This is a genomic window from Aeromonas sp. ASNIH7 (assembly GCF_002903485.1).
GTDB classification, from domain to species: Bacteria; Pseudomonadota; Gammaproteobacteria; order Enterobacterales; family Aeromonadaceae; genus Aeromonas; species Aeromonas caviae.
On sequence record NZ_CP026226.1, the window covers coordinates 1969363 to 1990017 of the forward strand.

At 48.6% G+C, this 20655-nt stretch carries 12 protein-coding genes and 7 pseudogenes; 7 read left to right on the plus strand and 12 right to left on the minus strand.

The window, feature by feature from the left end; translation table 11 throughout:
* Positions 1 to 6: 6 nt before the first annotated feature.
* Complete coding sequence (locus C2U47_RS09325; RefSeq protein ID WP_324793965.1) at positions 7 to 969, minus strand: YeiH family protein; 963 nt, start codon at positions 967 to 969, stop codon at positions 7 to 9.
* Positions 970 to 1280: 311 nt separating this feature from the next.
* On the opposite strand from C2U47_RS09325, the gene C2U47_RS09330 reads away from it, so the two are divergent.
* Both C2U47_RS09330 and C2U47_RS09335 read left to right on the plus strand, forming a co-directional pair.
* Entirely contained in the window at positions 1281 to 2156 is an 876-nt protein-coding gene (locus tag C2U47_RS09330) for a LysR family transcriptional regulator (protein WP_080768715.1), read from the plus strand.
* Between the two features lie 319 nt (positions 2157 to 2475).
* A pseudogene (locus C2U47_RS09335) lies at positions 2476 to 2847 on the plus strand (ISAs1 family transposase); the annotation flags it as partial.
* A gap of 55 nt (positions 2848 to 2902) precedes the next feature.
* On the opposite strand, the gene C2U47_RS09340 reads toward C2U47_RS09335, so the two are convergent.
* From C2U47_RS09340 to istA, 3 genes are all read right to left on the minus strand, one after another.
* Complete coding sequence (locus C2U47_RS09340) at positions 2903 to 4177, minus strand: IS4-like element ISApu2 family transposase (protein ID WP_011191341.1); 1275 nt, start codon at positions 4175 to 4177, stop codon at positions 2903 to 2905.
* A gap of 124 nt (positions 4178 to 4301) precedes the next feature.
* Positions 4302 to 5057 (minus strand): IS21-like element ISAs29 family helper ATPase IstB, encoded by a 756-nt coding sequence (gene istB / locus C2U47_RS09345; RefSeq protein ID WP_000194037.1) that lies wholly within the window; start codon positions 5055 to 5057, stop codon positions 4302 to 4304.
* A gap of 14 nt (positions 5058 to 5071) precedes the next feature.
* Positions 5072 to 6613: an IS21-like element ISAs29 family transposase gene (gene istA, locus C2U47_RS09350; protein ID WP_041206683.1), complete on the minus strand. Its 1542-nt coding sequence runs from the start codon at positions 6611 to 6613 to the stop codon at positions 5072 to 5074.
* Positions 6614 to 6816: 203 nt separating this feature from the next.
* Here istA and C2U47_RS09355 point away from each other — a divergent pair.
* Positions 6817 to 7254, plus strand: a pseudogene (locus tag C2U47_RS09355) (ISAs1 family transposase); the annotation flags it as partial.
* 24 nt (positions 7255 to 7278) lie between these two features.
* On the opposite strand, the pseudogene C2U47_RS09360 reads toward C2U47_RS09355, so the two are convergent.
* The 5 genes and pseudogenes from C2U47_RS09360 to C2U47_RS09380 all read right to left on the minus strand — a co-directional run.
* A pseudogene (locus C2U47_RS09360) lies at positions 7279 to 7671 on the minus strand (DUF1705 domain-containing protein); the annotation flags it as partial.
* Positions 7672 to 7737: 66 nt separating this feature from the next.
* Positions 7738 to 9473: pseudogene (locus tag C2U47_RS09365) on the minus strand (phosphoethanolamine transferase).
* Between the two features lie 205 nt (positions 9474 to 9678).
* Positions 9679 to 10113 carry an EamA family transporter gene (locus C2U47_RS09370; protein ID WP_103261603.1) on the minus strand — a complete coding sequence of 145 codons (435 nt, stop codon included), beginning with the start codon at positions 10111 to 10113 and terminating at the stop codon, positions 9679 to 9681.
* 188 nt (positions 10114 to 10301) lie between these two features.
* On the minus strand, positions 10302 to 11915 hold the full coding sequence (locus C2U47_RS09375; protein ID WP_103261604.1) for an IS1634-like element ISAs25 family transposase: 1614 nt from the start codon (positions 11913 to 11915) through the stop codon (positions 10302 to 10304).
* Positions 11916 to 12109: 194 nt separating this feature from the next.
* The gene (locus C2U47_RS09380; protein ID WP_103261605.1) at positions 12110 to 12472 is read right to left on the minus strand and encodes a hypothetical protein; all 363 of its coding nucleotides are present in this window, start codon (positions 12470 to 12472) and stop codon (positions 12110 to 12112) included.
* A 686-nt stretch (positions 12473 to 13158) separates the two neighbouring features.
* Here C2U47_RS09380 and C2U47_RS09385 point away from each other — a divergent pair.
* Positions 13159 to 14295 carry an ISAs1-like element ISAs12 family transposase gene (locus C2U47_RS09385; RefSeq protein ID WP_021141311.1) on the plus strand — a complete coding sequence of 379 codons (1137 nt, stop codon included), beginning with the start codon at positions 13159 to 13161 and terminating at the stop codon, positions 14293 to 14295.
* A gap of 412 nt (positions 14296 to 14707) precedes the next feature.
* Here the strand turns inward: C2U47_RS09385 and C2U47_RS09390 are convergent, their stop codons facing one another.
* Complete coding sequence (locus tag C2U47_RS09390) at positions 14708 to 15394, minus strand: site-specific integrase (protein ID WP_233735877.1); 687 nt, start codon at positions 15392 to 15394, stop codon at positions 14708 to 14710.
* A gap of 306 nt (positions 15395 to 15700) precedes the next feature.
* Here C2U47_RS09390 and C2U47_RS09395 point away from each other — a divergent pair.
* The 3 genes and pseudogenes from C2U47_RS09395 to C2U47_RS09405 form a co-directional block, all read left to right on the plus strand.
* Positions 15701 to 16063, plus strand: a pseudogene (locus C2U47_RS09395) (DDE-type integrase/transposase/recombinase); the annotation flags it as partial.
* Positions 16064 to 16188: 125 nt separating this feature from the next.
* Positions 16189 to 17393, plus strand: a protein-coding gene (locus C2U47_RS09400) for an IS3 family transposase (protein WP_086008128.1) whose coding sequence is annotated in 2 segments (ribosomal slippage) — positions 16189 to 16507 and positions 16507 to 17393 — 1206 coding nt in all. Because the reading frame shifts where the segments join, the coding sequence is not laid out codon by codon here.
* A 139-nt stretch (positions 17394 to 17532) separates the two neighbouring features.
* Positions 17533 to 19914 carry an SIR2 family protein gene (locus tag C2U47_RS09405; RefSeq protein WP_158657402.1) on the plus strand — a complete coding sequence of 794 codons (2382 nt, stop codon included), beginning with the start codon at positions 17533 to 17535 and terminating at the stop codon, positions 19912 to 19914.
* 322 nt (positions 19915 to 20236) lie between these two features.
* On the opposite strand, the pseudogene C2U47_RS23255 reads toward C2U47_RS09405, so the two are convergent.
* Positions 20237 to 20362 (minus strand): annotated as a pseudogene (locus C2U47_RS23255) (IS110 family transposase); the annotation flags it as partial.
* Positions 20363 to 20438: 76 nt separating this feature from the next.
* Positions 20439 to 20646: pseudogene (locus tag C2U47_RS09415) on the minus strand (ATP-binding protein); the annotation flags it as partial.
* Between the last annotated feature and the right edge of the window lie 9 nt (positions 20647 to 20655).

Consider the following 20655-nt stretch of genomic DNA (forward strand, 5'->3'; position numbering starts at 1 on the left):
TAATATTCAAAATAAAATTAATACGGCTAGATTTATAAAAAAACCACCTACACAAAGGAATAGAAATAGTATGGCAGCAAGAATCAAAGGTTTTACACCCGCTTGATGTATTGCACCAATGTGAGTACGTAATCCAAGAGCGGCCATAGCCATTGCAAGCAATATACTGTCGATATCAATCAAGTAATTGACAATGTGTGGAGGTATAATGTTAAGGGAATTTATTCCACTGGCGACAATAAATAATACCGCAAACCATGGTATAGTAATGCTATTGCTTTTATGGGACGTATCATGAGTCTCTTTACCGATGCATGTAGATAATACTATTAAAAATGGTGCGAGCATCATGACACGAATCATCTTAACAATCACGGCCGTATTTGCTGCATCCTCGCTGACACTACGGCCTGCTGCCACTACCTGTGCGACTTCATGAATTGTTGAACCAGCAAACATGCCGTATTGTTCAGCACTTATATCTAAATAGGGATAAATTAGTGGGTATAGAAACATAGCAATAGCTCCAAATACAACCACCGTAGCAACAGCAACTGAAACCTTATGAGCTTGGCCCTTGATCACAGGTTCAGCAGCCATTATCGCAGCTGCACCACAAATGGAACTTCCTGCACCAATTAGCATTGTTGTCTGTTTATCAAGTCTTAATAGTTTTGTTCCAATATAATAAGCCAAGATAAACGTACAGCTGATCATTAATATGTCTATGATAATTCCTGCCCAGCCTATCCCCTCTATTTGCTGGAAGGTTATTCTGAAGCCATAAAGAACAATGCCAACTCTAAGTAATTTATTTTTAGCATAATCTACACCTATAGCAGTATGATTTGCTACACGAGGGAAGAAGGTGTTTCCAATAAAAATCCCAAATACAATAGCCAAAGTAAGCGCACTAAGGCCCATATGAGTTGCAACATCCAGTTTACTAGGGAAAGTGCGAACAAGTATCCCACGAACAAAAAATGAAAATTTTAGTCATTTAATATCAATGGGTTACCATTAAATGCTCTCGTGCCATATGACTTATTCGCACCTTCCCTAGCTAAAATACTCATTGCGGCAATTATCGCTACGAGTATGATGCCTAGCCACCACTGGTAGCTTTTTAGGCTACTTTTCAAAAACGAATTATTATCATGTACAACAGACGAATGAGGCATTGAGTGGTCTTCTATACTTATTTACTGTGTTATAGCATTATATGCCTTGATAATTGATAATAAAAATACATAATAATTAACAATGGATAACCTACAGTTATGGTTATAAACCTACACCTTTTGCGCATTTTTTATACGGTTTCAAGTGAGGGCGGTTTTTCCAATGCAGCCACACATCTTTGTATTAGCCAGCCAGCGGTATCAAAAGCAGTTAGTGAGTTAGAGCGTCAGATAGGGCTTCCATTACTAGAAAGAGGTTCAGGTAGAAGCCGAAAAGGGATTCATTTGACTGAGCATGGGCAAGTGCTATTTGACCATGCGCATGCAATATACATGTTAGAGCGTGCTGCCATTGATGATATGCAAGCCAGAATTGGAATGAAGAAAGGGCGCTTGACAATTGGAGCAAGTAGCACAATTGCTGGGTATTGGTTTCGACCATATTTATCAAAACTTATACAACGTTTTCCTGATATTGACCTAAAAATAACTACGGGAAATACGCAGTATATAGGACAGCAGTTATTAGACTGTCAAATCGATATCGGATTGGTCGAAGGAACACTGAGTGATCCTCGCCTCTTATCATGTCATTGGCATGATGATGAGCTTTGTCTTATTACATCCCTAACATCAGATACATATGAACATGATTGGGCACAACACACTTGGTTGTTAAGAGAACCTGGTTCAGGAACGAGAGAAGCAACAGAGTTATGGTTAGAAAATCAAGGCATTATCCCTATACGGTGCATTGAATATGGTAGTACTGAAGGAATAGTCAGAGCTGTTGCTGAGGGACTAGGAGTTTCGCTGGTGTCTTCTCGGGTGGTGCGTGAATCAGGATATGCTGATGATGTTTCTGTTATGCCTATTTCTATTAGATTTCGCCCATTATTTATCGTTTTATTGAAAGACAGGCCGATTTCTCCTCTTGTAGAAAAATGTTATAATATCTTGATGAGTCAAAGTTGATATGTAATCTTCAAGCTAATAAGCGTTGTAGAATTTCCTACTCTATCTGCGTTGACGATTTTTCTAAAAGAAATAATCTATCGCATAAAGAAATCCATATTTCAATCCAAGGTGTGATTTGAGCAGGAATATATAGTCATTACTGCTATTTCAAGATCTTTTAGGTGGTTTTTTAGCTTCATGCGGACTGTAACATCTAATATGATATAAGTAGATATGTATCCGTCATTCCGCACCTGATTTTGCTATTTTCAGTGCTTGACGGCGATCGGCCGTTCTGATCTATTACTCTCTTTTGCAGGTAGATCATCATGGCCGCACCCGCTATCTGGTCAGTGCCTTTGCCGCTGAGAATCGTCTGGTGCTCGGGCAAGTCAAAACAGATGCGAAATCTAACGAAATCACCGCCATTCCTGAATTACTGGCACTCCTCGATATAAAAGGCTGCCTGGTATCCATCGATGCCATGGGCTGCCAGACTGAGATAGCCTCAACCATAATCAAGGGCGGTGGCGACTACTTGCTGGCGGTAAAAGGTAACCAGCCCACACTGCATAATGCAGTACGCGCAGCTCTGGGCGAGTCGACCAAGAAGCCACTGAGTGAAGAAACGTTCAGTGTCGAGAAAGAGCACGGTCGCATTGATGGCCGCGAGTACCATGTGTTTGCGTATTCCGGCGAAGTTGAACAGCCATTCCGGCCAACGTGAACACCCTGATCCTTAACGCGCTCACATGTACAGAACCTTAAGCGGCAAGCGAATTAATAATACCGTCTAACGTGTTGTTTTGCTTGGATTTTCTCTGCCTACTCTTTTTGCCGTTTTTGGATAAATACACCATTGCCCACTCCAACTTCTCTGTTATTTCCTGCCACGCACCATGGATGATGCTCGCCAATATCGGCATTAACCAAAGCGCGCTGTTTTTGGCAATCTTCAGCATCGATAACTCCGCGCTGCCAATCAGCGTCAGCGCCAGCCGACGTTTGACCAGCAAGGCCAGCAAACTAGCCCAGATCAAGCCTTCCGCTATCGCTTTTTGTCGTGTCGCGAACGCCTTCAACCGGTTATGTGATTTCAGCTCTTTGAACAACAGTTCGATCTGCCAACGGCAACGATACAATGCCATCACCTTCTCGGCTGGCCATCGCTCACGCGGAAGATTGGTCATCCATATACAGAACCGTTTTTCCTCTGCAAACCAACGTCTTATGAGTCGATATTTATACTTTCCCGAACTCACATCCAGATCCAGAACCTCGGCTCTGCAGCTTCTCCGATCGATATCCTTGAGCTTTTTTCCGAGTAACTTGGGCATTTCCCTGCCGTCCTGTCGGTAAGCTGCCTGTACTTTGGGATTGAGATTTTGACTCCCTCTGACCAGATAGCTTCCTTTGGCTTTGGTCACATCAGCAAAGTACTCGCGGCTGATGTAACCGGCATCCGCCAATAACAGTTTGTTATTTAACGAATTTGCGGCCGGAAGATGCTTGCGCTCCGATTCGGTATCCGCCGTGATACTCATCGATATCGGCGACTGGTCCAGCAAGGACATGGTCATATGACACTCTACCGCAGCGGGGCTGTGCTTATTGAATCGGCCCGGGAAATGTTCTGCCAATTGCGGATGTAACGCGAATGACGACCCGTCCTGCAGCAGTACCTGCTCAAAGCCTGCCAGTCCGTGGGCGTCCGGTAGACACTCCTTGAGGCGTAAGGCGATGGCTCGTTCAACCAGTGCGCGCATGAACAAGGGAAAACCCTGCTTGCGTAACTGGTTGTGAAAGGGTTTATACGCTATTTGGTCAGTATCATGGAGCTGCAACGCATTGAAATGGCGATGCAAACCAGCAATACCATCCACCTTGTCGCAACCAAGCCCTGAGAGCAGAGCCGGGAGTAGTCTCGCAGGCTGGATATCCCGGAGTCGCTGACAAAAACCGGTAAATTTACCGATCCGGTTGAGTTCAGAAGAGCTAAGAAGTTGCTTGAGGTACTGGGTTGCATTGATAATAGTCATGGCTTCGGGCGTGTCGGTTTTTTTTTGCGATTAAATCAGATCACAAACGAAGCCTTTTTTCTATCTATTTCAATTGGTTGTAGCTAAAGATCCTGTACATGAACGCGCTCACGTCACCCCGTTTCTAACTCGAGTGTTCAGATTGGGTCAACTCACTTCTCCTCTTTCTCATCGATTCTCCCTTCAGTGACAGCCGGTGAGCGTTGTGCATCAGCCGGTCCAGGATCGCATCTGCCAGGGTGTTGTCCCCCAAGCTCGCGTACCACTCTTCCGTTGGCAGCTGACTGACCACGACCGTCGAGTATTTCCCGTACCGATCATCCATGATCTCCAGCAGGGCGTTGCGCTGCTCGGCATTCACCGCTTCCAGTCCCCAGTCATCCAGGATCAGCAGCTCTATCCTTGCCAGTTGACCCAGCAGTCTGGCGTAACTGCCATCTACCTTGGCCTGGCTCAGCTCAAGTAGCAGACGCGGCAGCCGGTAGTAACGAGTGCTGTGCCCCTGCTGACAGGCTTGGTAGCCCAGCGCACAGGCTAGGTAGGTTTTTCCGCAGCCACAGGGGCCGGTAATGAGCAGGTTCTGGCCCCGGCGCAGCCACTCTCCTTGGGCCAGGTTTGCCACCTGTGACCGCTCCAGGTTGCGTGCAGACTGGTAGTCCACCTCTTGCACCGTGGCCTGGAGTTTGAGCCTCGCCTGCTTGACCAGCCGAGCTTGTTTACGCTGCTCCCGGCTCAGTTGTTCGTGTTCGACCAGCAGGCTTAGCCGCTCGATGAAGGGCAGCCCTTCGTAGGTACTTGCCTGTTCCAGTTGTTGTTGCACGGCATCCGCCATGCCAGTCAGTTTCAGGTGTCTCAAGCGGGTCAGCGTTTGTTGGGTCATGGGACGTATCCTCTTTAGTGGAAGCTCTGGGGGCCGCGGATGTTCTCGTGCTCTTGCGGCAGTTCTGGATAACTGAGCGGACTTGCGGGCAGTTGGTCGCGGCCACTGGTCAGCACCGACTTGAGCTGCTTGAGCCGCACCAGTCCTTCCCGGTTGGCCAGCTGGCAACAGGCTTCGACTCGTGATGGCGGATACTCCCGGCTAAGACTCAGCAGTCCCAGGCAGAGTCGGTATGCCTGCTCGGCATGGGCTTTCTCTGCCAGCCGTTCGCTAACCCAGCACAAGGTGCCCGGTCCGATGTCGGCAGCCCACTGCTTAAGACGCCCTGGCGTCCAGCGTTGCTGCTTGCTGTGACGTTCCGGCATGTGCTCAGGGAGTGTGCTCATCCCCGGGATGGTTTTACGCGGATGGCTCGCGACCAGCTGTTGCTGGTGATAGACCTGAAGCAGGGTATCGCCCGCATGGAGCTCCAGTTGCTGACCCACATACTGGTGCGGCACCGAGTAATGGTGCTGCTCATAGCTGACGTGATAGTCGATGTTGACCTTGACCGTTTTGATGGCGACATAGCGATAGGGATGCACCGGTAGTGACCCCAGTGCCGGGCGGTCCAACTGCTCAAACGCCTCGCGTCGGTTACCGGGCAGCTGCTTGAACGGGCGCTCGTTGAGCTCATTCAACAAAGCCCGGATGCACTGGTTTAGCTCGGCAAGCGAGAAGAAGGTCTGATGGCGTAGACGAGCCAGGATCCAGCGCTCGACGATCTGCACACCCACCTCGGCCTTGGCTTTGTCCTTAGGCTTGTAAGGGCGAGCTGGCATCACCGCCACCTGATAGTGCTCGGCCAACTGCTGGTAGCTGGGGTTGAGCTCGGGATCGTATCGGCAAGCCTTGCTGACACCGCTCTTGAGGTTGTCGGGGATCAGCAGTACCGGTGTCCCGCCGAAAAACTCAAAGGCACGGACATGGCTTTGCAGCCAGTCCGGCAGTGACTGGGACCAGGTGGCCTCGGCAAAGGTGTAGTTGGACGCACCGAGCACGGCGACAAAGACTTGTGCCTGACGGACCTCACCCGTAGTCGGCGACACGATGGGCACCGTGGGCCCGCAGTAGTCGATAAAGAGCTTTTCCCCCGCCTTGTGGATCTGGCGCATGGAGCGCTTTTGCAACTGACACCAGGACTTGTAACGGTCACAGAACTGGGAGTAGCTGTAACAGCTATTGGGATAGCGCTGGGTGTACTCCTCCCAGAGCAGCTGTTTGGAGACCCCCTTGCGCTTGAGCTCCTGATGGACAGAGGGCCAATCCGGCACAACATGGCGGGCCGAGATGGTGGTATCGGCCTGCGGATAGAACAGGGCAGCCAGTCGGCCATCATCAAGCTCGGTAGGTAAGGGCCAGGTAAGGCCGAGCGCCTGGGCACTTTTGAGGAGTTTCTGGATGGAGCCGACACTGACCTTGGTACAGATACTGATTTGGCGAACAGAGAGGTCAGCTTCCAGCCGCAGTCGCAGCACTTCACGAATTTTACGCATTGCAATCCTCTTGGCAGACATAGGCTCTTCCCTGGCAAAAGGGAGAGCGTATCAAAGGTTTTTAAATCAATGCGTTAAGGATGATTCCGGTGAATGTGAACAGTGATTCCGGGATGTTGAACACTGTTTCCGGAAAGGAGGGGCGAAGTGTTCAGGTTGAACCGGAATGAGCGTTCACATTGGTCCGGAAATGGTGTTCACGTTGAATCGGAATTGGTGTTCATGATCGGCCGGAATATGCAGTGTTACCAGCCGGAGCACTATCAGAGCAATTTCCAGAGTGGAAAGCGCTGAAGAGTGTTGGTGTCGCAATATCCTATCGAATTGAAAATATGAAAAAATTTTCGATGGAGTATCGCTACTACATCAGCTCGGCTGAACTGACACCAGAGCAGTTTGCCTCAGCGGTACGAGGGCACTGGGCAATTGAAAATAGCCTGCATTGGGTTCTGGATGTCGTGATGAATGAGGATGCCTGCCAGATATATCGAGGTGATGCTCCTCAAATATTGGCCTGTGCACGACACATGGCGCAAAACATGCTGCGAGCCGAAACCAGCCGTAAGGCAAGCTTGCGGAAGAAGCAGCAATTTGCGGGCATGAGCAGCCCATATCTGGAAAAGGTACTGGATGCTGGGTTAGCTGAACTGGCATCAATTTAACAATATGTTCACGCTCTCGCCCTGGGGTAACAAACCGGTCAAAATAACCCAGATTATTATTGGAGCGTTAACGTATGCAAAAGCTTCGCTTTGGTTTGTTTCAAATATATTCTGGATCATATCACCATCAAACAACACACGATATTTCATCATGGTGTAACTGGCGATAGAACCTGTAACAAACAGGAATGCAAAGAACGGCTTCATCAGAAAGCGGATCGAGAATGGCATGAAGACGAAGTTTAATGCAGCAACAAGTAGGAATGGGATTGAAACTACAAACCCTATTTTGAAGTGCTCGATGTTAGACAATATGTCATAGAAATGGAGCAGAACGGGCCAGTTCAGCAAAAATGCGAAGACCAAAGCCAATAGCAGTACAAATGGAACAACTTTTATTCTGACAGCTGAAAACATAACAATTACCTGTTAAACGTCTATTTCTATAAAAACCACTTCATTAAAATATCAACGATTCGCAACTCAATTATTCCGACATTGCTTAAAGATATCTAATTCTTGTTCGTAGATAGCCGTCTTCACATCCCATATTCCCAGGACAGAAGAAAATATGTTGTCATGAGAATAGCGATTGGCTGCGGCATTTTTCTGCAAACATTCCATATTCATGCCTTTTTCTTTGATGAAACCAGGTGACATCCACACCTGCATAGGAACACGGGTCTGATCATCCGGTGCAAACTTGTACGGTGTACCGTGCAGGTAAAGCCCTAATGCTCCCAGTGATTCACCATGATCGGAGACGTAGAGCAACGCGGTGTTGTACTTATCTTCGTAGGTTTTCAACTTGGCAATCATCTCTGCAATCACGAAATCGGTGTAGCGGATGGTGTTGTCATAGGTGTTGGTGAGCTCTTCATCTGTGCAGTTTTCAATATCACTGCGTGGACAGTCAGGAGTGAACTGACGATGAGCATCAGGGTAGCGTTTGTAGTAGGTTGGGCCATGGCTACCTATCAGGTGGAAGCCAACCAGCTTATCCCCTTTCATTTGAGCAATTTCACTATCGAGGTCTTGAAGGACAACCTCGTCATAGCATGTGTTTTTATCGCAGAACTTTGGGTAATCCTTCGGTTTGATCTCGATGTTAGAAACTCGGTCGCAGACGCCTTTGCAACCGCCATCGTTCTCCTTCCAAAAAATGGAAACCCCCGTTTTCTGCAACACATCTAACAAGCCCTCGCTATTACGAGCGAGATTGTCATCAAACTCCTTTCTCCCCATATTGGAGAACATGCAGGGGACAGATACAGCGGTTGCAGTCCCACACGAACGAACATCATTAAAGGAGATCACGCCACCAGATTTACTGGTAAATGGATTGGTGTCTTTCTCATAGCCATTCATCGAGAAATTTTTACCACGAGCGGTTTCACCAACAACCAGAAACATCAACGTGGGCTTACTTTGATTAGTATCCCGTTTTGCATCATCACCTAAAGTTGTAAATGGGATTGGTTCAGCAAGATAACGATTGTAAACGTATTTAATGGTACTATTAACGAAATTGGCTGGAACAATTTCACGCTGGAGGTTTGAATTGTTTCGCCCCACTGACACATAATCTTGATAGTATAGTGCTGCAATAACCGCAATCACTATAAGTGATGTAAACATCGATAGGGCACGAGTTATAATCCCTTTGAACCATTTTTTCTCATATTCAATTTCAACAAAGAAAAGTAAAATGGCAGGGATAAAGCCAGCAATAGTAACCCATCCTATAATTGGTAAGCTTAAATATGCTAAGGCCTCATTTTGATTGGTTTCAAAAATATTCTGAATCATGTTTTGATCAAACAAGACTCTATACTTCATCATTGTGTAACTAACGATTGCACTAAGGAAAGTGCGAACAAGTATCCCACGAACAAAAAATGAAAATTTTAGTCATTTAATATCAATGGGTTACCATTAAATGCTCTCGTGCCATATGACTTATTCGCACCTTCCCTAAGTGCGATCAGAAGTGCAAAAAAAGGCTTTACTAAATACCGTATCGAAAATGGAACAAATACAAAGTTAAGCGCTGCAACAAGCAATATTGGTAATGAAATGGCGAAACCAAACTTAAAATCTTCTAATTTGTAAAGGATTTCGTAAAAATGGAGAACTCCACGCCAGTTCAGCATAAATGCAAAATACAGTGCCCAAAAAAATATAAGCGGAACAATTTTTATTTTTATAAGGGAAGGCATACTTACTCCATTAATAGCCCAACAATCACTTTCTAACGAGACATCTTGTCTTTATGTTGAAAATGAATGGTAACAAAGATGTACGTGAGCTTAATTGGCATTTTGTCATTTACTGATAAAAATGTGATCTTAATCACAAATGTCTTATCCGAAATGATACACAGCTAAAATTAAGGAAGTCTTAAGATGCGCTTCGTTCAGCTTTCTATCGCTTGAAAGCCAATAGCAAGACACCGCCAGCGATCATGCCAATGCCCAACCATTCTCTGACCGATGGCCGTTCACCAAGGAAAGTGAAAGCAAAAATTGCAACCAGGACAAGGCTGAGCTTGTCTACTGGGGTAACCTTAAAAGCCTCACCAATCTTTAGTGCTCGAAAGTAGCAGACCCAAGAAGCGCCTGTTGCTAAACCTGACAGAGTAAGGAAAATCCAAGTTTTTGGTGTTAGACCAAAAGGGTTGGCCCACTTCCCTGTGTAAGCAATAAATGCTGATAAAACAACGATGATCACTCCTGTGCGGATCAAAGTTGCAAGGTCAGAATCAACCCCCTCCACCCCTACCTTCGCAAAAATTGCAGTCAGAGCAGCAAAAATTGCAGACAAGAAAGCCCAGTAGAACCACCCAGTTTGTGAGTCCATTTGACACTCCACAATTCGCTACGCATCAATGTTAAATTTTTTCACATGGCGCCATCCAGCTTAAGTGTTTCTTAATAAATCCCTGACACTCTTTCATAGACGGCGATTCGTCTAAGGAAAGTGCGAACAAGTATCCCAAGAACAAAAAATGAAAATTTTAGTCATTTAACCGACATTCCGCACCTGATTTAGGAATAAATTTGCCGATAGCGCTCACCCAATACCTCCAAAATGATCTGCTGGTCTCCTGTTAGCTCCGTTACTTGTGGCGGAGCTTCTCCCAGTCGATATTCATGGATGCCACCAAAGCGCAAAAAGATCCAACGGGCCGTCGGCTGCTGGGTCGGTTTCTTTTTCATATCCGCCACACTGCGATTCTGCTCCACTAATCCCTGCCGGATCCGGTGCTCCAACGCTGCGTAAATCATCAGGCTACAGGTCATCACCATGAGCAACGCTTCAATCCGCTCCGGCTTTTTCAGGTACAGTGAGGAGGTTAAAAACTCCGGGCTCTTGAGAAAACGAAAGCCCCGTTCGACATTCTGCTGCGCTTTATAGGTGGCCAAAAGTTCGGCCATGGTCAGCGTATCGCTGTGGTCATTGGTCGCCAGGATGAACACCCCGGTCTGGTTGCGGGCCTCTTCAACGCAAGCCAGGCTAGTTGCCGCCAACCCAGTGATTTGAAACTGATGGCCAATTGGCTCTTCGCCACGCTTGGGTCTGCCACGTCCTGTATAAACGGGTTCACCTACCACTTCGGCATCCAGTTGCAGCAGCATCAAGCTGGCGGTAAAACAGCTCAACTCAGCTTGGGCATCCGCCTCACAAGCAAAGCGTCGGGCACACAATTTGGCGAAGGCTTTGAGCTCGCGGGTACTGTCTTTGAGCAGGTTTTTGGCCAATGTCTGCTGCTCGCGGTGGCTGGCTTGTTCGCTGCGCACCAGCAACCAACGTTGCGCGACCCCGGCATAATTCGCGTGTTGCCAACGGCCATGATAGCCATTGCCCAGAGCGGTCAGCGGTTGTGCACCTATGGTTGCCACGGCCTGCTTTGCCTCATTGAGAGTGACGGGCACCCGGGTCACAAATAGTTGCTGCTGTTGCGCCAGTAATTGCAAGGTATCGGCGCAGTACAGTGCGGCATCGCCGACCAGATAACGGCACTCCTGCGCGGCCTTGAGACTGCTCAAATGGCGACGAACGGTCTGGGCAAAGGCTTTGGTGTCATTACTATTGCCGCTCAGGGCCTGCATATAGACAGGTAGGCCGGCCTGATTTTCACAGATGAGCTCAAGGATCACTTGATTCAGCTCTGGCCGGTGATCACGACTATAACCACGCACCAGTTGCAGCTTACCGACCAGATCCCCATCGGCACAGTCATAGGCGCCATCGACGTGGAAGCTGGTAATATCGAGGTGCACTGCGGTGCTTTTGAGCCCCAGCCGCTCGACAACTTGCGCCGCCATCACCTGATACAAGGCGCTGACATCGGCCTCAAAGAGGGCATCGAGACAGCGACCGAGCACATCATCATTGAGGTCATCAGCACAGATCCCGGGGCCAATCAGGCGCTCAACCGGCTTGTTAGCGAAGAATTGCGGGAACATGTGCAGGGTGCTGCTGTGAAAGCCGAGGCCGTTCACTATCATGGCGACCAAGGCTTCACCATGTGAGACCTTGAAAGGCGGGGTTTTGGGGAGCAAGGCATCGATCATGCGGGCAATGCCCAGTTCCTGGCAGAGTGCGGCGACCAAACCAAGGTGATCGAGGTTACGGATCGAGATAGCGGGTGGGGCCATGATGATCTACCTGCAAAAGAGAGTAATAGATCAGAACGGCCGATCGCCGTCAAGCACTGAAAATAGCAAAATCAGGTGCGGAATGACGGATTTAATATCAATGGGTTACCAGTAAATGCTCTCGTGCCATATGACTTATTCGCACCTTCCCTAATTATACACTTACGAGATCTACAAAAATGTCGCTCAGACTCTCAATTGGCTGGATTGGAAATGAGCTTCACATACTCGACAAAATAATCCCCAGTGGCTCCAAAAGTTTGCTCCAAAAAAGGCAAAAGGAAGACTTGGGTTGCGGTTAATAAACCAATCCCTAACGCAATAACGCCTACACATAGGTATCGGCGACCGTTCCAAAGTTTCAGTGATGCGTTGAATGTAGCGAGCGCAATGATCGAGTTGACTATGAAGGTGCAAATCGAGGTTGTCCAGGTCACAGTTGCTTGAACATGCTGTGTCAGTGATTCATCCGTTCCAGCCAGACAAATCAAAACCACGCCTCCGATGATGAGACTTACATTTACGAACATTGGGAATATATCGTTTTTAGTGAGCATTATTTTTCCTCTAATAGTTGGTGATACTGATCACCCCTTGAATTCAATTCCGAAATTGCTCTTTAGTGCTGCAATGGCCTTGAGTCTTACCGCCTCGGTCGAACCACTTCGTGCTAATGACTCCAGCCCAATGATTCGTGAATTTGCCGGGTGATGGCCTTGGCTCCATACGCTTTTTTTGCTCGGAATGTGATTGGCCTTTGTCACGGACTTTTTCCCTTAATTTGATGAATAAGGGCCAGAAGGCCCTTACTTAGCCGCCAATTCGGCAAACACCTCTTTGTAATCGAGGCCGCGAATCCTTGCGGTCTCAGATACCAGAGCCTCAAACAGCGCATCGCCCTTTAGGCCGCCTTCCTTGATTGCCTTTCGGTTTATCCTGTTCAGTTTCGAGCGGGCGGCCACTCAGGGCGAGATCGTGAACATTTTGTTAAAAATTAAAAATAGTTTTTTGCCTACAAAACAAATACTTATAGGCCTGTGATATGCAGTTAACTTTATAGTCAGGATCGCCTTCACACTTTTTAATCGTCACTGCACGTCATTTCAGCTCAAAAAATGCGCATGAAATCCAAAAAATGATAATTTCCATGATTTCCATAGTTAACAATTTGCTCACATCCTCACCCTGAAATTTGACCTGGTGATCCGGCTGTGATCTCATGCTCCTTTTCAGGAGTGCTCTCATGTCTATTGATGCCGTTTTCGCTCAGTTCTTCGACAATATTCACGACCCTCGCCAGCATGCCAAGATTTATTATCCCTTCTACGATGTCCTGTTTCTCACCGTCTGTGCCGTGATCGGCGGGGCTGAGGGCTGGGAAGATATTGAGGATTTCGGCGAGGTTCATCTTCCCTGGTTTCAATCCAAGGGACTGTTTAAAAACGGCATTCCTGTCCATGACACCATTGCCAGGATCATCTCCGGCATCAAACCAGAGCCGTTTCAGGCCGCCTTTGTGCGGTGGACTCAAGCCATTAACCAGCACACCGATGGCGCCCTGGTCGCTATCGATGGCAAAACCCTGCGCAGTTCCTATGACCGTGAGGATCGAACGTCGACCATTCACATGGTCAGTGCCTATGCCGCCGCCAATAAGCTGGTGCTCGGACAGATAAAAACCGACGCCAAGTCCAATGAAATTACCGCTATTCCCGAGTTGCTGGCGCTGCTCGACATCAAAGGCTGCCTGGTATCCATCGATGCGATGGGGTGCCAGACCGAGATCGCCGAGACCATCCTTCAGCAAGGTGGCGATTACTTATTGGCCGTCAAAGGCAACCAACCCAAGTTGTTCGAGGCGGTTCGACAGGCCCTCGCCCCGCTGGCGGCCACCCCGTTATGCGCAGAGACGATGACGCTTGAGAAGGCTCATGGCCGCATCGATGGTCGTGAGTACCATGTCATGGCGGCGGGCGAGTTGGCCGCCCAGTTTCCTCATTGGAAACAGTTGCACAGCATTGGCGTGGCCATCTCCTATCGCGTTGAAAATATGCAAAAAATTACCATAGAGCAGCGTTATTTCATCAGTTCCAAAGCGTTGGTGCAGGATGAGTTTGCGCGAGCGGTGCGTGGGCACTGGGCCATCGAAAATAGCCTGCACTGGGTGCTGGACGTCACGATGGGCGAGGATGATTGCCCGATTTATCGCGGTGATGCCGCAGAGATTTTGGCGTGCATCCGGCACATGGGGCTGAACATGCTCAGGGCCGAGACTTCACGCAAGGCGAGCGTAAGACGGAAGCAAAAAATCGCAGGAATGAGCAGTGAATATCTGGAAACGGTACTCAATGCGGGTCTCAAAAAACTGGGTGAAATTTAACAAAATGTTCACGCTCTCACCCTGGGCGGCCACTGCCTTAGCCAATAATGCCTCTCCAGCTCGGGCGGGTGAGTGCTCATAGTCACGCATAATTACAACCCCCATATTCAGCGGGACAACCCCGCCTTAATGGGTTTAATGTAGTCTCACCGTGAGACTATGGCAAGCCTTTTTTGTATCACGGTGAGACTTTTTGAAGGTGGGAGAAGATCCATTAACTCACACTGATTTGCTATCGGGGCTGGAATGGAAGAACTACCATTTGCATAACGGAATGCGCTTGGCCTTGAGCAACCAAGCACAACTCCGGCCTGTTCAAGTGTTAGCTTGTGCCGCTGGCACCATTCAACAAAATCACTTTCACTCACGCTGTATCACCATTGCTAGAAGTCTCACTGTGAGATTTTACACATTACAGCGTGATAGAGAAGGCTTTTTGAATGACAGCGGGATCAACGTCCAGGTAGGGCCACACATGATCAGCCTCTGCATGGCCCAGCAGCAGCACCAGTTCGACCCGTCCGGTATTGGCCAGCACCTTGGCCGCCAGCGTCCGGCGGCCTGAGTGGCTGGATCCGCCCTTGATACCCGCCTGCCGGTAAAGCCTGCTCATAAGCTGCTGGAGCGCATCACAGCACCGGTACTCGACCGGCCCGCCCTGTAGCTGGCGAACCTTGCGGGCCAGCTCGAATGCTCGGCCCTTATGGGTCAGCACCAGACGCTCATCAGGGCGAAAACCTCGGAACTCGGGATCGTTAGACAAGCCCCAGCCACGTTCGCGGCGGTAGGCGAGCCACGCCTCGACGGCTGAGATTGTCTTGGGGTGGGTCAGGTAGATGGTGCGGGGCCTGCTGTGCTTCGTGATAGCGGCCCGCAGATAGACCTCCTCGCGCATCTGGCCGGATGGGTGCAGCAGGTCGCGGATCTCGATGCTGGCCAGCTCTGTGACTCTGACGTCGGTTGAATGGGTGAGCCAGAGCAGCATCACATCACGGATGGGCTGGCGGCCTGTTATCGAGGCAACACGGATCACATGGCGAAGCTGTCCAGGTCGAAGGGCGGCGGCATGACTGGCGGCGGGTTTGGGATGGTAGTACATGGGGGCTCTCTCTGTTTGGTGCCGGAATCCGGCAGGGCATCGAGAGAGTGAAGGGCGGGGTATGGTGAAAAAATAGAACACGGTTAGGTTGTATGACTGACTGATATGGCAACAGAATTGCTGCTACAATAGATTTTTTACGCTTATTTCATTACAAAATTAAGGTGTAATGTCATTTAATTGACCATTTTCGCGCAATGAAAGCTAATTTATTACATTTTCAGGTGATGCCTTTGTTCGATTGAACATCCGGTATGATGCCGGTTTTTGAGAAACATCACTTCCACTGATTGGAGGCATCACCCCCACGCGCTACCAGTCGCCGAGAATGTGCTGGGGCAGGTATTTTCGCCGACCAGACCCAATGAAGTGTGGGCTGGCGATATCACCTATATCGCGACCGACAAGGGCTGGCTCTATCTGGCAGGATTGAAGGATGTGTTTAACTGCGAAATAGTGGGGTATGCGATGGGAGATAGGATGACAACCGAGTTGGTCAGCCAGGCCTTGTTTAGAGCGGTGCAGTAGCAACGGCCACCCCCGGGGCTCATTCACCATACCGACCGGGGTAGCCAATACTGTGCCAAGGCTTACCGGGCGCAGGGCCAATTTGAGATGCAGACCTCGATGTCGCGCAAGGGCAATGGTTTTGACAATGCCCCGATAGAAAGGAAGAGTAGCTTAGGGTCATGGGATAGCGTTATAGATTGGCCCCTTGAAGATCCAGACACTTCGCCCCTCTTAACTTAAGAGGTAGTCTTGGAGCTATGTTCAGTACTAGTCACAACGAGAAGATGGTCGAAGTGTTAACAGGGGCCGAGCGCCGTCGACGCCGGACTCCACAAGAAAAGATCGCCATCGTGCAGCAGACCTTTGAGCCCGGGATGACCGTCTCTCATGTTGCTCGCTTGCACGACGTCAACGCAAACCAGCTTTTCAAATGGCGTAAGCAATTCCAAGAAGGGTCTCTCACGGCGATCACCGCCGGTGAGGATGTTGTTCCTGCTTCCGAGTTGGCTGCTGCCATCAAGCAGATCCGAGAGCTTCAGCGTCTGCTCGGGAAGAAGACCATGGAGAACGAGATCCTCAAAGAAGCCGTGGAGTATGGTCGAGCAAAAAAATGGATTGCGCATGCGCCCTTGTTGCCGGGGGACGACGATTAAGTGCTGTGAGCCAGGCTCTTAATGTATCGCGTGCGCAGCTATCCGTTCGTGTTCATCGAAAACCGGGTTGGCAAGATGGTCGTCATCATCGCCAGCGTGATGATGCAGCCTTACTTGGCCGTATCATGGAGGCGATGGCAGAGCTTCCCTCCTATGGCTATCGCCGGGTCTGGGCGCTGTTACGGCGTCAGTCTGAGGCAACAGAACAACCTGTGGTAAACGCTAAGCGGGTATATCGCGTCATGCGCGAGCATGGCTTGCTGCTGGAAAGAAAACCAGCTGCACCATTGGCCCAGCAGGCACATAAGGGGTGTGTTGCCGTCAAGGAGAGCAATCGACGGTGGTGCTCAGATGGCTTCGAGTTTCGCTGCGATAACGGTGAAAAACTACGAGTCACGTTCGCCATGGACTGCTGCGATAGGGAGGCGTTGGACTGGGCGGCCAGTACTGGGGGTTACGATAGTGACACTGTGCAAGATGTCATGCTGAGGTCTGTCGAACGTCGCTTTGGGGATTCGTTGCCGGCATCACCGGTGGAGTGGCTGACTGATAATGGCTCGGCGTATCGCGCCCATGAGACCCGCGCGTTTGCACGAGAAATCGGGTTGGAGCCCAGAACGACAGCAGTGAGAAGCCCACAGAGTAACGGTATAGCGGAGAGCTTCGTGAAGACGATGAAGCGAGACTATATCGAGATGATGCCAAAACCGGATAGCCGAACAGCGGTAGGCAATTTGGCTATTGCGTTTGAGCATTATAACGAGCACCACCCGCACAGCGCCTTGGGATACCGTTCACCACGGGAATTTCTGCGCAGTCGGGTATCACAACCCTAAGCGGGAAAAAGTGTCTGGATCTATGGGGTCAAATCCACGTTACCCTCTGTCTGAGTGTGGTTAGCCTCCAAAACGGTCCCAAGCGAGGTTAACCTTTGAGCGCTACTCAGCGTAAAGGTCGCTGCCAAAGGAGATGGGTTTGGAAATTTTTCGTCACGACGATCAAACTGTTTTAGATATGCTGTCAGGTTATTTTCAGGATGGAACTTTGGTGCCTGTCTTCGGCGCTGGGTTCACTGTCGGAGAAACCGCATCTAGCGGCAATAAAGTCCCTAAAGGGGCAGAATTTCAAGGTATCATGTTTGATCAGCTCGCTGAATACGGTATGACTGATGCAGAGTTAGATAGCCTTAAAAAAGGTACATTTTCAGATGTATCTGATGTTTATTTTGACCCGGATTTTGTTCCATCTGACGTGGTCAAAAAAACATTGCAAGATTATTTTCTTGATGTGACATTAGGCCCGGAAAAACGGTCTCTGATTAATGATATTGACTGGAAGTATATTTATACTCTTAATATAGACAATGCTATCGAAAAGCACTCAAAATTTCGACCCATCTATCCGTATGATGCGGGGTTGAGTGATAATTCAAGGGGGTTTTCACCTGTATATAAGTTGCATGGCGACGTTTTTTATGAGGTGACTCACACTTCCGATAGACTGGTTTTTCGAAAAGCTTCCTACTTAGAGAGCATTCAAAGTAATCGAAGAATGTTGTCACTTCTTCAAGAGGATATGTTAAATAAGAATGTCATATACATTGGATGCTCACTCTCCGATGAGAATGATATCGCGTTTTTGGTCGCATCAAAAAATATTCCAGGCAAGGTTACTAGACGAATTGTATTTAGTAATGAAGAACCTGACAGAATTGAAGCTTCGAAGCTGAAGAGGCATGGCGTGAATACCGTAATACTTATCGATAAAGGTGAGTATAGTCAGCCTTACAAGCTCTTGCAGGCAGCCTATCTTTTATCTGCCGAAAACGATAAGGAGATGGATAGGTTTGTTCTCGATTTAAAGTATCTTGGGGATGATCCAAAAGAGAATCAAGATTTTTTAATTCAGGGAGTAGCTGATGTCGGTTCTGAGCACGGTGGAAGTGCATCAGTACTGCCTTATTACTATGCCTCTCGAGATGTTGAACAGGAGCTTCTAGAGAGTACATTAGTAGGCGGGGTAGTTGTAGTATCCGGTCCTCGTGTGTCCGGAAAAACGCTACTCACTAGATCTGTTGTAGGTAAAATTAAGGATAGAAGAGTTTATTTTGTGGAATCTGGAACGGCTTTGGAGTCTACGTATTTAAATAAACTTATGGGGCTGAAGAGTTCCGTTATAGTTTTTGATGCTAAGACTATCGATTTAGAGCTAGCGAAGATAATTCGGAATAATGTGCTCTATCTGAGAGGTAGTTCTACAACCGTGCTGTGCGTCGTAGACAGTTCGGATGGCGTATTGGTCGACGCGCTGAATTCGACGCGTTTAGTGGCTCTGCCGTTGGTGCAGGTAGACCGGAAGTTTTCTGCAAAAGAGAGTAGAACGGTCAATCAACGGTTTAAGTCGGTCCGTTGTCCATCCTTTCGTGGCGGACGGAAGTTGTTAGATAATTTATTCAATGCTTACAATGTCCTGGGTCAGGATACAGTAATTAAAAGGGTTCCTAAAGAAAAAGATTTCCTAGCACTGCTATATGTTCTCAGTGTTAAGCGAAAAGTAGACGGGGATTGGGTGAATTTTGTTAGCGCTTCACATACTCGTTTAGATGAGCTAATTTCAAAATCTATACCATATTTAGACTATGAGCGTGTGGGCCGTTCAGAGCTCGCGAGTCATGCTGGCTACAAGGTGGTGTGTAATTCTGAAGTCTGGTTGCTTGCGGTGCTTTCCGAACTCTATAGAGCCAGGGGCGTGGCTTGGTGTATTGACTCATTACTGGAGTTAGTTCGGGGTATTCCCCCCGAGGAATCTCGTCTAGCTATCGAACTAACGCTTTTTGATAATTTAAATTTTGCTTTTGCAGGTGATAAAGGAGGGGCCGCAGAGTTGATTATTGGGTTTTATGAACGGCTTGAAGATATTCGCGGCTCAGAAGCTGAATTTTTTGTTCAAAAAGCGAAGGCTTATTACAATATGTATCGTCAATCGGACGGTGTCGAAAAACTGGGAGACCGTATTCGAGAGCTTACTATCGCAGAAACTTGGGCGCAAAGTGAGCGTGATGAGGCAGCGGAGCGGAACATTCGCCACATAATAGCGTTAGTCTCCCTGCGCCGTGCTTATGACGATGCATACTCAACTACAGACTACGCCGTGGACGCGGTCAACAGGACTTGGAGGGCGCTAAGCGAGGAGCATTTCAATTCGGCATATGTTGCGAAGTTAGCTGAAGGTAGTCTGCGTGGTAGCGACTACTTAGCCGGACTTTTGTTCGCGATTCAGACGGGTAAGCTAAGTGACGTGAGGATTTTACAAGTGAAAGATAAAATCGAATTCATCAGGTCTCGAACCCAGTCGTGAATTCAGATAATAAGTGCAACACCCATGGTGCATAGGAGAGAGGAGGCTAATCGCTGGTTTTGGTACGCTTCTTCTCGCCAAAGAAACAAAGCGATACACCATGAGATACCATAGATGGTCGCCCCCGTTTGCCAAGCTAATATGTCGTACTGGTTATCCAGGTCGAGATTGCAGCCATAGATCCGGACTGTGTCGGGGTAATGAAACTCCCCTGTCCCTGATGGAATAGGCTGATGACATTGCTCAATCTGCTTGTCGAGCGTGGTGGTGACCTCGAACAAGTGCACCATGAGAGCTTGCAGTAGGCTCAACTGTTCACGAACAGCCCCGGCAACTGTTGCCGCACATGATGTATCCCCGAGGGAATGATGATGCCAAATTCGGCCAGCAATCCCCGAGTTTTATTGGCTTGCGCAGTGCGCTGCTTGATGAACCCCTGGCGAATGCGTATTCCGGCGAAGTTGAACAGTCATTTCGGCCAACGTGAACACCCCTATCCTTAACGCATTCCCGTCATCCTGTATCTAGCTCGACTGTTCAACTTCCGTCAATATCACCTCCCTCTTTCGCATCGATTCCCCCCTTGAGTTGCAGCCGGTGGGCGTTGTGCATCAGCCTGTCTAGGATCGCATCCGCCAGGGTGTTGTCCTCCGAACTCCCATACCACTCCTCCGTCGGCAGTTGGCTCACCACCACCGTCGAGTATTTCCCGTACCGATCATCCATTACCTCGGTAATCCC

Bases quoted from the DNA above. Each gene is read 5' to 3' on its own strand.
- C2U47_RS09330 (WP_080768715.1), top strand. From the start codon at position 1,281: ATGGTTATAAACCTACACCTTTTGCGCATTTTTTATACGGTTTCAAGT.
- C2U47_RS09340 (WP_011191341.1), bottom strand. From the start codon at position 4,177: ATGACTATTATCAATGCAACCCAGTACCTCAAGCAACTTCTTAGCTCT.
- istB (WP_000194037.1), bottom strand. From the start codon at position 5,057: ATGACCCAACAAACGCTGACCCGCTTGAGACACCTGAAACTGACTGGC.
- istA (WP_041206683.1), bottom strand. From the start codon at position 6,613: ATGTCTGCCAAGAGGATTGCAATGCGTAAAATTCGTGAAGTGCTGCGA.
- C2U47_RS09370 (WP_103261603.1), bottom strand. From the start codon at position 10,113: ATGGACTCACAAACTGGGTGGTTCTACTGGGCTTTCTTGTCTGCAATT.
- C2U47_RS09375 (WP_103261604.1), bottom strand. From the start codon at position 11,915: ATGGCCCCACCCGCTATCTCGATCCGTAACCTCGATCACCTTGGTTTG.
- C2U47_RS09380 (WP_103261605.1), bottom strand. From the start codon at position 12,472: ATGCTCACTAAAAACGATATATTCCCAATGTTCGTAAATGTAAGTCTC.
- C2U47_RS09385 (WP_021141311.1), top strand. From the start codon at position 13,159: ATGTCTATTGATGCCGTTTTCGCTCAGTTCTTCGACAATATTCACGAC.
- C2U47_RS09390 (WP_233735877.1), bottom strand. From the start codon at position 15,394: ATGTACTACCATCCCAAACCCGCCGCCAGTCATGCCGCCGCCCTTCGA.